Origin of the sequence: Streptococcus sp. HMSC066E07 (genome assembly GCF_001814695.1) — a bacterium.
Lineage (GTDB): Bacteria > Bacillota > Bacilli > Lactobacillales > Streptococcaceae > Streptococcus > Streptococcus hominis.
Window position 1 is genome coordinate 33416 of record NZ_KV817437.1, and the last position, 15378, is coordinate 48793.

12 protein-coding genes are annotated in these 15378 nt (G+C 39.8%); 1 reads left to right on the forward strand and 11 read right to left on the reverse strand.

Annotated elements, in window-relative coordinates; all coding sequences use genetic code 11:
• Position 1: 1 nt before the first annotated feature.
• The 6 genes from HMPREF2984_RS04455 to celB all read right to left on the reverse strand — a co-directional run bounded on the left by HMPREF2984_RS04455 (position 2) and on the right by celB (position 8807).
• The gene (locus HMPREF2984_RS04455) at positions 2-1033 is read right to left on the reverse strand and encodes a 3-deoxy-7-phosphoheptulonate synthase (protein ID WP_003027398.1); all 1032 of its coding nucleotides are present in this window, start codon (positions 1031-1033) and stop codon (positions 2-4) included.
• A 22-nt stretch (positions 1034-1055) separates the two neighbouring features.
• Positions 1056-3575: a preprotein translocase subunit SecA gene (secA, locus tag HMPREF2984_RS04460; RefSeq protein WP_003027401.1), complete on the reverse strand. Its 2520-nt coding sequence runs from the start codon at positions 3573-3575 to the stop codon at positions 1056-1058.
• Positions 3576-3702: 127 nt separating this feature from the next.
• Positions 3703-5550 (reverse strand): APC family permease, encoded by a 1848-nt coding sequence (locus HMPREF2984_RS04465; protein ID WP_003027404.1) that lies wholly within the window; start codon positions 5548-5550, stop codon positions 3703-3705.
• Between the two features lie 252 nt (positions 5551-5802).
• A complete protein-coding gene (gene manA, locus HMPREF2984_RS04470) occupies positions 5803-6747 on the reverse strand; it encodes a mannose-6-phosphate isomerase, class I (RefSeq protein WP_022525144.1) in 945 nt (314 codons plus the stop codon).
• A gap of 32 nt (positions 6748-6779) precedes the next feature.
• A complete protein-coding gene (locus tag HMPREF2984_RS04475) occupies positions 6780-7505 on the reverse strand; it encodes a GntR family transcriptional regulator (protein WP_003027408.1) in 726 nt (241 codons plus the stop codon).
• Positions 7506-7538: 33 nt separating this feature from the next.
• On the reverse strand, positions 7539-8807 hold the full coding sequence (gene celB, locus HMPREF2984_RS04480) for a PTS cellobiose transporter subunit IIC (protein WP_049534423.1): 1269 nt from the start codon (positions 8805-8807) through the stop codon (positions 7539-7541).
• Positions 8808-8950: 143 nt separating this feature from the next.
• Here celB and HMPREF2984_RS04485 point away from each other — a divergent pair, with 143 nt between their 5' ends.
• Positions 8951-10348 carry a glycoside hydrolase family 1 protein gene (locus HMPREF2984_RS04485; RefSeq protein ID WP_003027414.1) on the forward strand — a complete coding sequence of 466 codons (1398 nt, stop codon included), beginning with the start codon at positions 8951-8953 and terminating at the stop codon, positions 10346-10348.
• A gap of 133 nt (positions 10349-10481) precedes the next feature.
• On the opposite strand, the gene HMPREF2984_RS04490 is transcribed toward HMPREF2984_RS04485, so the two are convergent.
• The 5 genes from HMPREF2984_RS04490 to HMPREF2984_RS04510 form a co-directional block, all read right to left on the reverse strand.
• A complete protein-coding gene (locus HMPREF2984_RS04490; protein ID WP_003027417.1) occupies positions 10482-10802 on the reverse strand; it encodes a PTS cellobiose transporter subunit IIA in 321 nt (106 codons plus the stop codon).
• Between the two features lie 10 nt (positions 10803-10812).
• Entirely contained in the window at positions 10813-11127 is a 315-nt protein-coding gene (locus HMPREF2984_RS04495) for a PTS cellobiose transporter subunit IIB (protein ID WP_022525145.1), read from the reverse strand.
• 209 nt (positions 11128-11336) lie between these two features.
• Positions 11337-13097 (reverse strand): ABC transporter ATP-binding protein, encoded by a 1761-nt coding sequence (locus tag HMPREF2984_RS04500; protein ID WP_003027423.1) that lies wholly within the window; start codon positions 13095-13097, stop codon positions 11337-11339.
• A complete protein-coding gene (locus HMPREF2984_RS04505; RefSeq protein ID WP_070670598.1) occupies positions 13087-14853 on the reverse strand; it encodes an ABC transporter ATP-binding protein in 1767 nt (588 codons plus the stop codon). Before HMPREF2984_RS04505 ends, HMPREF2984_RS04500 begins: the two co-directional genes overlap by 11 nt.
• Positions 14846-15304, reverse strand: coding sequence for a MarR family winged helix-turn-helix transcriptional regulator (locus HMPREF2984_RS04510; protein WP_070670601.1), 459 nt, complete (start codon positions 15302-15304; stop codon positions 14846-14848). Before HMPREF2984_RS04510 ends, HMPREF2984_RS04505 begins: the two co-directional genes overlap by 8 nt.
• Positions 15305-15378: the final 74 nt, after the last annotated feature.

Here is a 15378-nt window from a genome sequence, read left to right on the forward strand (position 1 = left end):
ATCATTTTCCTAATGTATCATAAATCTCATGTACAAGCTGTGCTGTATTATCCCAACCCAAACAAGGGTCTGTAATGGATTTTCCAAACACTTCAGGCTCATTTTGACGACCATCTTCTAAGTAAGACTCGATCATAAAGCCACGTACAACTTTTTTGATTTTCTCATTCCAATCACGGTTGATTAGGGTTTGACGGACAATCCGCACCTGCTCTAAATACTGTTTTCCAGAATTATCATGATTGGTATCAATGATGATAAAAGGATTTTCCAAGCCCATTTTTTCATATTGGTCAATCGTGTCTAGCAAATTATCATAGTAATAATTTGGAATGTTTTTTCCATACTCATCAAGTCCACCACGCAGAATAGCATGTGCCAGAGGATTCCCTGAAGTTTCTACTTCCTTACCAGCAAACAAGAAACTTTGCTTGTTTTGCGCTGCATAAATCCCATTAAACATGACATTAAGATTGCCAGACGTAGGATTTTTCAAGCCAGTCGCAACATCAGCTCCACTCGCTACAAAACGGTGTTGCTGATCTTCCACAGAACGCGCCCCAACAGCCATATATGAAATCAAATCATCTACCAACGGAAGATTTTCTGGATAGAGCATTTCATCGGCTGTCGTCATTCCTGTCTCCGTAATGACACGATAATGCAAATTCCGAACAGCCTTAATCCCGTTGATTAAGCTTGGAGCAGCCTTAGCATTCGGTTGATGAATCAATCCTTTATAACCATCGCCATTAGTACGAGGTTTTGCCGTATAAACACGCATGACCATGAAAATACGGTCTTTCACCTCTTCTTGGAGGGCAGATAAACGTTTTGCGTATTCCAGAACAGCAGCCTCATTATCAGAAGAACATGGACCAATAACCAACAGAATGCGGTCATCCTCTCCACGAATAATGGCATTTAACTCGCGATCTCGTGCCTCTTTTTCAGCTAAAGCCTCTCCTTCCAACTTTGATAAATTGCGAACCTTTGCTACATCAATTGGCTCGCTAGTTGCCTTAAATGTCATAATCTTCCCCTCTTTACACTACTTATCTGTGGCGTCCATGACAATTTTTAAATTTCTTACCAGAACCACATGGACACAAGTCATTGCGCTTCACTTTTGTCAAATCAATATCGCTAGGTAAGCCAGAGTGTTGTGCTGAAATATTGCGTGTCGCTGTTGTGCTGATATGATGCTCCGTACGTGGACGTTCTTGCTCGTGAATTTGAGCCTTCATCATCAAACGCGTCACATCAAATTCGATCGAACCAATCATGTCATTAAACATACGGAAACTTTCAGCTTGGTATTCAACGACTGGGTTATTTTGAGCATAACCACGAAGTCCAACTGCGTTCCGAAGTTGATCCAAAGCATCAATGTGATCAGTCCATTTGCTATCTACAACGCGTAAAATCAGAACTTTTTGGAATTCTCTGACGGACTCTTCATCGCGAAGTTTTGCTACTTGACTATCATAAACTTCCAAGGCACGTTTGTATAAATCAGCCTTGATATCTTCATCAGACAAGCCTTCTAAATCTGCGATTTCAATAGATTCTTCTGGAACAAGATTGTATTTTGCAAAATTAACAATTGATTCTAATTTTTCATCTTGTTCTGCACGACTGTTGCCATCCACAAAACGGTTGATTGTTCGCTTCATCATGGCATGAATTTCCGGTGCCAAATCACGATCAGCCGTAATGACATCATAGCGCTGCGCATAGATAATTTCACGTTGCTCCCGCATAACATCATCATATTGAAGGACTTGTTTACGTGTATCATAGTTGTTCCCTTCAACACGCTTTTGAGCTCCTTCTACTTGGCGCGTCAGCATACGAGATTTGATGACAGACTCTTCTTCGCTAAGGTTCATGCGATCCAAAACAGCTTTAATCCGTTCCGATCCAAAGCGACGCATAAGTTCATCTTCAAGTGATAGGTAGAATTGTGATTCACCAGGATCTCCTTGACGACCTGAACGACCACGAAGTTGATTATCAATACGACGGCTTTCATGGCGCTCTGTACCAATAACACAAAGTCCACCAAGCTCACGAACACCTTCACCAAGCTTAATATCTGTACCACGACCGGCCATATTGGTTGCAATCGTTACAGCACCTCGCTGACCAGCATTCATAATGATTTGCGCTTCTTTATAGTGATTTTTCGCATTCAATACTTCATGAGGAACTCCAGCTTCGACTAATTTTTTAGAAATATAATCACTCGTTTCAACAGCAACTGTCCCAACAAGTACAGGTTGTCCTTTTTCATGACGAGCTTTCACATCTTGGACAACTGCTTTAAATTTTGATTCAATACTTGGATAAAGAAGGTCTGGGTGATCAATACGAGCCACCGGACGGTTGGTAGGAATCGGAATAACTCGAATGTTATAAGTTTCGCGGAATTCTTCTTCTTCTGTCTTGGCCGTTCCCGTCATCCCCGACAATTTCTTATACATACGGAACAGATTTTGGTAAGTGATAGAAGCTGAGGTCTTCGTTTCATCTTGAATTGGTACACCTTCTTTAGCTTCAATTGCTTGGTGGAGTCCATCAGAATAGCGGCGACCTTCCATTGTCCGACCTGTAAATTGATCCACAATCAAAATTTCTTGCTCTTCACTCACCACATAGTCAATATCTAACAGCATGATATAGTTTGCACGAAGGGCATTGTCAATAAAGTGAGTCAGTGCTACATTTTCAATATCATACAAGTTTTCTAACTTGAAGTAGCTTTCTGCTTTATCAATCCCAGAGTCAGAAAGTCCAATGGTTTTAGACTGCACATCAATGATGTAGTCATCTTTATTAAGAGACTTCACAAAGCTATCCGCCATGTGATAAAGTTGGTTCGTATCAGACGAAGTTGGTCCTGACACAATCAAAGGCGTACGAGCTTCGTCAATCAAAATGGAGTCTACTTCGTCAACCAAAGCGTAGTTGAGCGGGCGTTGCACCATGTTTTCAGCGCGCACTACCATGTTGTCACGCAAATAGTCAAAACCAATCTCTGCATTGGTTGAATACGTGATATCACATTCATAGGCTTCTTTTTTCTCTGCGGATGACTTGGCAGCAAGATTGATACCGACAGAAAGCCCCAACCAAGAGTACAGTTCCCCCATTTCCGTTGCGTCACGCTCTGTCAGATATTCATTTACTGTGACAACGTGAACCCCTTCTCCAGACAAGGCGTTCAGATAAACTGGCATGGTCGCTGTCAGGGTTTTTCCCTCCCCTGTACGCATTTCTGGCACATCTCCATGGTGTAAGACAATCCCACCCATAATCTGTACTGGGTAAGGGAAAAGTCCTAACACACGCTTTGCACCTTCACGAACAACCGCAAAAGCTTCATAAAGCAAGTCATCTAATGACTCGCCATTTTGATACCGTTGTTTAAATTCATCCGTCTTTGCTTTCAAAGCTTCATCTGACAAAGCAGCCATTTCATCTTCATACGCCATGACTTTCTTTGCCATTTTTTCTAATCTTCTTAATTCACCTTTATCATTTTCGATAATTTTTCTTAAAATATTCGCCATTTCTTTCCTTACTTGTTACAATTCTTATTTTAAAATGTTCTTTTCATTATAGCATTTTTCACTATATCTTTCAAGAAAATAAAAGGATAAAAACGGCAGTTCCATTCAAAACTGCCGTTTTATGTTCTTACTCTTTTAAGTGATAAGAATAACTGGCTACAACGACATTTTCATGCCATTTGAGGAAATATTTCAATTTCAAGCTCATTTGATTATGTAGCATGTTTTGCCAACTATGATTTGGAATGAACTGTGGCACTAATACCGTTACGGTATAACCTTTCTTCTGCGCACCACGAGCGATTTTTGTTACATACTGTACGGTTGGTCTGATGATATTACGGTAGCTTGTTTCCACATTTACAAATTGAATATCTGGAAAATATTGTTTAAATTCACTGGCTACTTCTTCATCTTTTTCTTGTGTTTCTTTGGTAGATACATGCATGGCAATCACCTCATCACCAATGCTACGCGCATAATTCATCGCACCGACACTAACACGCGTGACATTTCCAACAAGCACCAAAACCAGATTTCCTGCATAGTCTACGTGTTCAATTTCTTCATTCAAACGTAGCTGTTTCGCCACTTTATTGTAATGATTTTTGATACTCAAGAAAATCCATAATAAAACGATGATAATCGGAAAGAATGGCCAAATATCTCGCAAACGAAAAAGTAGCAAAATTGCTACAATGGTGTAACAAATAGCAGCGCCTAAAATATTTGCTACTGAATATTTCAAGAAATGTTTTCCATACTGCTTGCGCCAATGCACGACCATTCCCGTTTGAGAAAGAGCAAAAGGCACAAATACACCAATGGTATAAAGTGGAATGAGCCGTTCAGTATTCCCATTAAAAATTAGCAAAAGAAGAATAGCACCGATAGCTAAAGTCAGAATCCCATTTGAATAACCAAGGCGTGCTCCTTTTTCCATATACATGTGTGGCATATATTTATTTTTTGCCATATTGTAGGATAACATGGGAAAGGCCGAAAAGCCTGTATTAGCCGCTACAGCAAGGATGAGAGCTGTTGATAATTGGAAAATATAAAATAGAAGTCGTCCAACAGGTGAATTTCCCAAAATAGCTTGCGCCATTTGAGCGAGCGTTGTAACGCCTTTTACCGGAACAATGCCAATCCAGTAGTTTAAAAAAGTAATACCAGCAAACATGAAACCTAAAATGGCTGCCATAATTGCCAAGGTTTTCGCTGCATTTTCAGCTTTGGGTGTTTTGAAAAATGGTACAGAATTTGAAATAGCTTCCACACCTGTCAGAGAAGCCGAACCACTCGTGAAAGCGCGTAGCAGGAGCACTAAGCTGACACCCGAAATAGATTTTCCGATAGGAGCTGTTGCATGGTAGGATAAGTTCCCCAGTAATAATTGCAATAAACCAAAGCCAATCAAGAAAACAGTACTTGCAATAAACAAATAGACTGGTATCATCAGAGAAACCGCAGATTCTCGCAGTCCGCGTAAGTTCATTAGCATTAAAACCAACACTAAAATAATCGAAATGTGCAAATTGTACGGATGCAAAGCAGGAATTGCTGACGTAATCGCATCCGCACCAGACGAAACAGATACCGCTACTGTCAACATATAATCAACTAGCAAACTACCACCTGAAACTAGACCAGCTTTAGGGGAAAGATTTTCCGTTGTGACCATATAAGCCCCACCGCCTTGTGGGTAAGCATGAATCACCTGACGATATGAAATGGTTAAACTAGCCAGCAAAATCAGCACCACAATACCGATTGGCAAAGACCACCAAATTGCACCAGCAGATACGGATACCAAAACCAAAACAACTTGTTCAGGACCATAGGCAATCGAAGACAGAGCATCGCTTGACAGCATAGCCAAGGCTTGTAGCTTAGTGAGTAAATTCCCTTCATCTCCCTCATCGCTTGATTTTAAAGGTCGACCAATAAAAATATTCTTCAACTTGGAAAACATCTTTTTCTCCTAAATTTTCAATATCAGCTATTATAACGCTTTTCTGAAATAGTATCAACGTTTTCTGAAAATGACATCATTTCTTAATATAACTGACAATTCCTGCAAAAATATAAGGATTATACAGATAGGATTGTTTCACAGATACCTTTAAAAATCTGTAGAACAGTAGAGAACTACGCCATAATGCTTTACCTTATGATAAAAGAGGTCAAGGACTTTTCCTCAACCTCTGATGTTCTATAAAAGCTATTACGGATGACTAACAATCATTTCAAGGTCTTGTCCCTCAAAAGTCCATGCTTCCACATCGCTTGGCAGGATAAAATGGTCTCCTTTTGCGATTGGATACGTTTCTCCATCTACGGTCAGCACACCTCGCCCTGCTAGCACACTTACTAGTAAATAAGCAACTGTTTTCTCGATATCCACTTTTCCTGATACTTCCCATTTGTAAACAGCAAAGAAATCACTAGCTACTAAAAGCGTTGACGTCAAATCATCTGCTTTCAGCGTAACTGGGCGGCTATTGGCTGGCGCACCGATATTGAGCACATCAATGGACTTTTCCAAATGCAGCTCGCGCAGATTGCCTTTAGCATCTTTTCGGTCAAAGTCGTAGACACGATAGGTAGTGTCGCTAGACTGTTGCGTTTCTAAAATCAAAATACCTGAGCCAATCGCGTGCATAGTACCACTTGGAACATAGAAAAAATCTCCAGCCTTGACTGGCACTTTGGTTAAGAGCTTGTCCCATTCTTTCTTTTCAATCTGCTGGCGTAATTCTTCTCGTGATTTGGCATTGTGCCCGTAGATAATTTCTGCTCCTTCATCTGCAGCAATCACATACCAGCACTCCGTTTTTCCTAATTCTCCTTCGTGCTCCATAGCATAATGATCATCTGGATGAACCTGAACACTCAACCAATCATTAGCGTCCAAAATTTTGGTTAAAAGCGGAAAAACAGGCTCACTACTATTACCAAATAACTCTCGATGCTCTGCATAGAGCTGATCTAAGCCCGTACCAGCAAAACGACCGTTTTTTATGGTAGATACGCCATGCGGGTGAGCCGAAATCGCCCAATATTCGCCTACTTTATCACTGGGAATTTCATAGCCAAATTCATCTCGTAGCCTCGTTCCTCCCCAGATTTTTTCATGCATAACAGATTGTAAAAATAATGGTTCTGACATCATTTCCTCCTTTTCATTGTACAAATAATGACTTAAATATTTTTAACATCTAAAAGAGAATATCCTCTCGTGTCAAAGCGATTGCGACTTCTCGAATATTCAATCGGACGTCCATTTTCCAGATAAACAACTTGCTCCACCTGTAAAATCGGGTCTGTCTCTTGGCAAGCTAAATAGGTTTTGTCATATTCATCTGGCTTTTCAGCTGTGATATGGCGATAACTCCCGGCAAATTTTAAGTTTAACTCATCCCATAGATAAGCATAGATAGACTGAAGCAAAATCTCCTCATTCAATCCTGGTACCAAGTCACACGGCATATACGTGTGTTCCAACACATAAGGTTGCTCATCCAACAGACGCAAACGTATGATTTTGTAAACCGGTGCCGTTACTTCCACTTGCAGGCGCTCTGCAAGATCAGCTTCTGGAAATTCAACTGCAAATTGAATAATCTGGCTCGTTAATTTTCGCTCATCATTTTTTAAATCTTGACTCAAGCCATTGTAGTTATTCAAGCGAAATTTTGAATCTTCTTTATCCCAAAAGGAGGAATTTAACACTCTCGTTCCATTTCCTTGTTTAGAAAAAATGAGTCCTTCAATGGTTAAAATCTCAACGGCTTTTTTGATGGTCATTCGGCTGACGCCAAATTCTTTTGATAATTCGGACTGAATAGGCAACATGGAGTCTACTGGGTAGACTCCACTTGCAATTCTATCTCGAAGTATATTGGCGATTTCTTCGTATTTAGGCATAAGATAGCTCCTGCAAATCTGTCTTTCATCTCATTATAATACAGAATCAGGTTGTTTGTCCAGCATACGAAGGAATGGATACCAGATCAATCCAACAATCACCATATCCACTAACTGAAGGACACCACCTAAAATGGAATTGGTTGCTAGCATTCCGCTAAAGAATACGGGTACCGTCCAAGGAACTGCCACTCCTGTTGGAGCTGGAACAATTCCTACTGCCATCACAGTATAGTTAAACGCAGTCACAACAATCGGTGCTAAAACCCATGGAATCAGAATAGTCGCATTCAAAACGATTGGCAAGCCAAAGATAACTGGTTCATTGACATTGAATAGCCCCGCACCAAGAGCAAGTCGTCCAACGTCCTTATACATTTTCTTTTTCAGAATAAAAGCCATAATGATAACTACAGCTAGCGTCATCCCAGAACCACCTAAACCAACAGTAAATGTTTCCATAAATGATTTGGAAATAATGTGTGGCAAATGCTTGCCAGCCTGATAAGCCTCTAAGTTATCCAACATCAATGTATTCCAAATTGGATCCATGACAGAATTAACAAGAATTTGTCCATGAAGTCCAAAGAACCATAAAAATTGAACAAAGAAGATTGCCACTAAAGTTGCCCAGATACTACTTCCCAAGCCAACTAGCGGCGTTTGAATAACCTTATAAATAATATCATGAAGATTTGCATTGAAAAATCCTGTCAAACCAGCATTGACAAACAAGAATATGGAAAGAGTCAATACGGCAGGAATCAAAGCCGCAAACGACTTGGCTACTGCAGGCGGAACGCTGTCTGGCATTTTAATCTGCCAACCTTTTTTCGTTGCCCAGCAGTAGATTTCCGCTGCCAAAAATGCAACCAGCATGCCAAGGAACATCCCTTTAGCCCCTAAACGGTCTAAACTCAATACGCCTGAAATTTTTTCACCTTTTTCTGACATGGTATAAAAAGGTGTCAAGAGAAGAAAACTAGAAAAGGAAACGGCTCCTCCAAAGATTCCCTCTACATCATAAGATTTTGATAAATAATAGCCAATACCAAACGTTACAAACACTGTCATAATAGACATTGTTGCACTTTGACCGCTACCAAACAGATTAGATAAAGTTGCTTTCGTTGCATCATTAAAAAATGGCAAATTGTTAAATACTACTACGATTGAGCCAAACATCGTTAATGGAAAGGAGAGCATAAAAGCATCCCGTAAAACAGCCAAATAACGATTGGAAGCGAGCTTGTTTGCCAATGGCAACAACTTATCACCGATTTGATCTAGAAACTTGTTCATCAATCTTCCCTCTTTTTCTTTTTTTGATACTCTAACTATACTATATTTTTTGTAAAATGTCTATACTTTTTTAATAAAAGATTGACTTTTTTCTAAAAAAGTATAGAATTATATTATAGAGAATTTTTTAAAGGAGAAAATATATGACATTTCTAACATTTCCAAAGGGATTTTTCTGGGGGACTGCTTCCAGCGGTCCGCAAACAGAAGGGCGTTTTGAGGGGGACGGAAAGGGAGAGAATATCTGGGACTATTGGTACGATAAAGAGCCCGAAAAATTCTTCAATCATATTGGCCCAGATAAAGCTTCTTATAATTATCAGTATTACAAAGAAGATGTGCAATTGATGAAAGCAACAGGGCATAATTCTTTCCGCACTTCTATCCAATGGAGTCGCCTAATCCCTGAAGGCGTTGGTGCTGTTAATCCAAAAGCTGTGGATTTTTACAACTCATTCATTGATGAACTGATTGCAAATGGTATTGAGCCATTTATCAACTTGTACCATTTTGACATGCCAATGGCACTGCAAGAAAAAGGCGGTTGGCTCAATCGGGAAACGGTTGATGCTTATGTAAATTTCGCAAAAACCTGCTTTGAGTTATTTGGAGACCGTGTCAAATATTGGTTTACACATAACGAGCCGATTGTCCCTGTTGAAGGTGGCTACCTCTATAACTTCCATTATCCTAACGAAGTCAACATGAAACACGCTGTTCAAGTGGCTTTTTATGAAATGCTCGCCAGTAGCTTAGCTGTCAAAGCCTATCATGAAAACCAAGACGGAAAAATCGGGATCATCCTTAACTTAACTCCAAGCTATCCGCGTGATGAAAACAATCCCGAAGATGTCAAAGCTGCTCAGATTGCGGATGCTTTCTTTAACCGCTCTTTCTTAGATCCTGCTATCAAGGGCGAATATCCGGCTGACTTGATTGCCCTTATTAAGGAATTAGACATGGTGCCAGAACACACAAGTAAGGATTTGCAGACTATTAAAGAAAACACCATTGATTTGCTTGGTGTCAATTATTACCAGCCACGTCGGGTTAAAGCAAAAGAAAATCCTGCCGGTAAAGATCCGCAGAATCCTATGCCAGATGATTTCTTTGACTACTACGATATGCCGAATAAAAAAATGAACCCTTATCGCGGTTGGGAAATCTATGAAAAAGGGATTTACGATATTATGATTAACGTTCGTGATAACTACGGTAATATTCCTTGCTACATCTCAGAAAATGGTATGGGCGTTGAAGGTGAGGAGCGCTATATCAATGCCAATGGTCAAATCGAGGACGATTACCGTATTTACTTTATCAAAGATCATCTCCGTTACCTTCATCAAGCAATTAACGAAGGAGCTAACTGCCTTGGTTATCATCTCTGGACCTGTATGGACAATTGGTCCTGGTGCAATGCCTATAAAAATCGCTATGGACTTATTGCCGTTGACCTAGACCAACAAGGTAAACGAACGATTAAAAAATCGGGTTATTTCTTTAAAGAACTGTCTGACAAAAACGGTTTTGAAGATTGAATTTAGCAAAACTCCCCAAGGTATCGGAACCCTTGGGGAGTTTGAGTTATCTTAAAAATAAAAAATAAACCTATAACATGTAACTAGTTTGCACAAATGTTATAAGTTTATTCTTAGGAGGTTTAGCAATAAATTATTTTTCTTCTAGCTTTTTATATAATTCAAGCATTTCTAATGCCACTTCACGTAATGTCATCGTTGTCATCAAATGGTCTTGTGCATGAACCATGATAATCTCGATCTTAATCTCAACACCACTTGCATAATCTTGCAACAATTTCGTTTGCGCGTGATGCGCTTCAACCAACTCTGTATTCGCAGCTTCCAATTTTTGAGAGGCTTCATCGTAGTGACCAAGACGCATCACTGCAAATGCTTCGTGTACTGTTGCACGCGCCGTTCCACTATGAAGAATGATTTCAAACGCTGCTACTTGTAATTCTTCTGTATTCATAAAACCCTCTTTATAGATTGTCCGTTACCACTTTGGCTAAGGCTGCGACCCCTGTTGGGATAGGCACATAGGCTTGAGGCGGAATTTGAACAACTGGGCGTCCAACTCTTTCACCGAGGTCAGCAAATTGTTTGAAATACATTCTTGTTTGAGGACTAATTAAATAAAGATCAAACGCTGCAGATTCAATCACTTTATTTCCTTCTGTTGCACCAATTGCTTCAACGGTAATGTCTTGTCCTTGACCTTGAAGGTATTCAGTTGTCTTTTTTGCCATAAGAGAGGAAGACATCCCTGCCGCACAGATAATTAACGCTTTTGCCATGAAAATTCTCCTTAAAATATTGTATATTAGGTAATTTTTTATTAACGAATTACCTATCATTGATATTAGTATAGCACAGTTTTTGTTAAATGTCTAGTCTTTTATATATAAAGATTATACTTTTCAAAAAATTTAATAACAAAAAACTCTTTCCGGTCAAATTTTGACTAGAAAGAGTCCCTATTGCAATTTATCGTTTGTCATTTCCTTTACGCATATTCTGCGTCTTCATCAAATTGACTATTGTAAAGATCAGCATAGAAGCCGTTTTGTTCCATCAATTGTTCGTGATTGCCTTGTTCAATGATATTGCCATCTCGCATAACCAAAATTAAGTCAGCATTACGAATCGTTGACAAACGGTGAGCAATGACAAAGGAAGTCCGTCCTTCCATTAGTTTATCCATCGCTTTTTGAATCAGCTCTTCCGTCCGTGTATCAACAGATGAAGTCGCTTCGTCCAAGATAAGCAATGGAGCATCCTTAAGAAGGGCACGCGCAATGGTTAGCAATTGCTTTTGCCCAACAGAGAGGCTCACAGTATCGTCCAGCACCGTATCATATCCTTTTGGCAAAGTCTTAATGAAGTGATGAACCCCAACAGCTTTGGCAGCTGCCACAACTGCTTCGTCAGAAATATTTTTCTGATTGTAAATCAAATTTTCCTTAATCGTTCCCTCAAATAACCAAGTGTCTTGAAGAACCATGGAGAAGGCATCATGTACCTCAGAGCGTTTCATTTGCTTTGTATCAATACCATCAATCGTAATCCGCCCTTTCTCAATCTCATAGAATTTCATCAGCAAATTGACGATCGTCGTCTTCCCAGCACCGGTCGGACCGACAATGGCAATCTTTTGCCCTGCTTTTGCATTGGCAGAAAAATCATGAATAATCGTTCGATCTGGATTGTAACCAAAGAATACATTATCAAAGGCAACATCGCCTTTTAAGGTCGTGAGTTGTTGCGCCTTGTGCTCATCGTTTTCCATTTCAGGCTCTGCTAAAAATTCAAACACGCGTCCCATAGCAGCGCTAGCTTGTTGAAGAGTGGTAATCCCTTGCGCAATTTGTGACAACGGTTGAGAGAAAGTCCGTACATACACCATAAAGGCAACAATCGTTCCCATAGTGACATCGCCATTCAAGGCCATGCTCGCTCCAACCAAAACAACCATAACGTAACCGAAGTTCCCTACAAACATCATAAGCGGCATCATAATCCCTGAAATAAATTGGGATTTCCACATGCTGTTGTAAAGATTCGTATTGAGCGTTTGAAAGGCTGCTTTAGATTCCTCTGCGGCATTGTAGCTGACAATGACATTATGCCCAGAGTACATTTCTTCTACATAGCCATTAACGCTGGCAAGATTTTCTTGTTGTGCTCGAAAAAATCGTTGAGATTTGCCCATAATCAAAGCAACAAAGACAAAGCCAATCAAGACTGAGCCAATCGTTACAAAGGAAAGGATGACATTGTTGTAAAACATCATAAAGAGAACAGCAATAAGAAGTAAACTTGAGGATATGACTGCTCCTAAACTTTGGTTCAAAGACTGTCCGACCGTATCCACGTCATTGGTGACCCGTGAAAGAGTATCCCCTTGAGAATGGCTGTCAAAATACCGCAATGGTAATTTATTGATTTTTTCAGCAATAGCAGTCCGCAAACGCTTGGAGAAATGCTGAATAACAGATGAAATGATAAAAGATTGAACGTAATTTAACAAAGCACCTGCTGCATACAAAATCGCTAGGAAAAGAGCAATGTTGGAGATTGCTTTCAAATCAATCTGACTTCGCATTCCCTCTGTGATAAGGTTGGTAATTTCTTTTAATTTGTCCGGTCCATAAACTGTAATAATACTAGACACTGCCGCTCCCACAAATGCAATGAGCAATGGAAGCTGAAAACCTTTGAGATAAGGTTTCACTTGGCTAAATAAAGATGATTTTTTATTTTCCATTTTCCAATTCCTCCTTTGATAATTGTGAGTAAGCAATTTCTTGGTAAACTGCGTTCGTTGCCAGCAATTCTTTATGAGTACCCTGACCGACTACTTTTCCTTTATCCAGTACCAAAATCTGATCAGCATCCATAATCGTTGAAATCCGCTGCGCCACAATCAATCTGGTTGTGTCCTTCACTTTTTTCGCTAATTCTTCCCGCAAAATGCGGTCTGTCTTATAGTCCAGCGCTGAAAATGAATCATCAAAAATCAAAATTTCAGGCTTGCGAGCAAGCGCACGCGCAATTGCCAAACGTTGCTTTTGCCCACCAGAGAAATTGGTCCCGCTTTGTGCGACCTCTGAGTGCAGACCACCTTCTTTTTCTTCAACAAATGATTTCGCTTGTGCCAAGTCCAACGCAGCCCACATTTTTTCATCATCCAATGGACTTTCATTGCTTTGTCCAAAGTCCAAATTACTCTTTATATCACCAGAGAAGAGGACAGCTTTTTGTGGAATGTAGCCAACTTTATTATGCAAATCTTCTAGCTGATAATCTTTGACGTTTACGCCGTCTACTAAAATTCTTCCTTCTGTCACATCATAAAAACGAGGAATTAAGCTAATTAGAGTAGATTTCCCAGAACCGGTTGAACCAATGAAAGCTACGGTTTCACCTGCTTTTGCTGTAAAGCTGACATGCTCAATGACAGCCTCAGAGTTTTTAGCATAGCGGAAAGACACATTGTCAAATACCACTTCTCCTTTAATATCTTTAGCTTCTTTAGGGTGTTCTGGAGACTCAATCGTTGAATATAAATCAAGCACTTCATTAATCCGTCCAGCAGACACCAAGGTACGAGGTAGAATGATAAAAAGAGCCGCCATGAGCATGAAGCCCATTACCACTTGCATGGCATAAGACATAAAGACTACCATATCACTAAAGATAGGCAATCGCTCTGGTAAAGCTGCGTCTTGAATCAAGTAAGCCCCAATCCAATAAATCGCTAAAGTCAATCCGCTCGAAATCCCCATCATAATTGGATTTAAAATTGCCATGAGACGACTGACAAAGAGATTCAAACGAGTCACTTCATCATTGGCTCCTGCAAACTTGTCATCTTGATAGTCTTCAGCATTGTAAGCCCGAACAACACGAATCCCTGTTAGACTTTCACGCGTAATACTGTTCAACTTATCAGTCAACCGTTGAATAACGGATTGCTTTGGAAAGGCAAGCGTCATCAGAACTGTTGTCATGATAATATTCACAATTACCGCCACAATAACTGCCCAGAGCCAATATTCTGATTTCCCAATGATTTTCGTAATCGCCCAAATCGCCATAATCGGTCCACGAGTCACAACTTGCAAGCCCATTGTAATCATAAGTTGAATTTGCGTAAGATCATTGGTTGTCCGAGTCAAAAGACTCGGAATAGAAAATCTCTTAATTTCGGCATCTGAATAATCCAGTACACGATTGAAAATATCCGACCGCAAACTCGTCGTAAAGCTAGCTGCTAATCTAGCCGCTATAAAGCCAACTGCTACTGCACTTAGAAAGCTCGCAAAAGATAAGCCAATCATTTTCAAACCTGGATTCCACAGGTCAGAAACTACTGTCCCTCTCGTCTGTAGGAGTTCCGTAATTTTTGAAATATAAGTTGGAACCTCTAATTCCAAATAAACTGTTAAACAAGTAAACAAGATACTAATGACAATCATCCCTACTTCTTTAGCAGTTAAACGTTTAAATAATTTAAACATTCGTTTCTCCTTCTTCTAATTTTTCAATATTCTGGTAAAATTTTCCCATTACCTGAAAAAAAATGACCAGATCCTCTTCTGAAACGCCAGCTAATAGACAACGATCCATTTCATAAAAGAAATCACGAATTTTATCCATGCGTTCTTTTGATTCCGGCGTCAAACGAATAATCTTAGCGCGTTTATCGGTCTCACTCACTTCCAGATAAATCAAGCCATTTTTCACCATCCGCTTCATTAAATTACTGGCAACGGACTTAGTAATGCCCAACTCCTGCTCAATATCTTTAATAAAGGTCATCTTGTCACAATCTTCGCGGTGGTTCACAAAATGCAATACCTGCCCCTGTGGACCCGCCATAAATTCAATTCCTCGCTCTTTGGCAATCTTTTGAATCATAAGATGCGTTTTTCGCCCAAATCGCTTGAATTCCAATAATGGTTTTTCCATTTTGACTTCCTTTCAAATAGTTCTCTAGAGAACCAAATGATTTTCATGAGAACTATTTTACTATATTCTAAGCG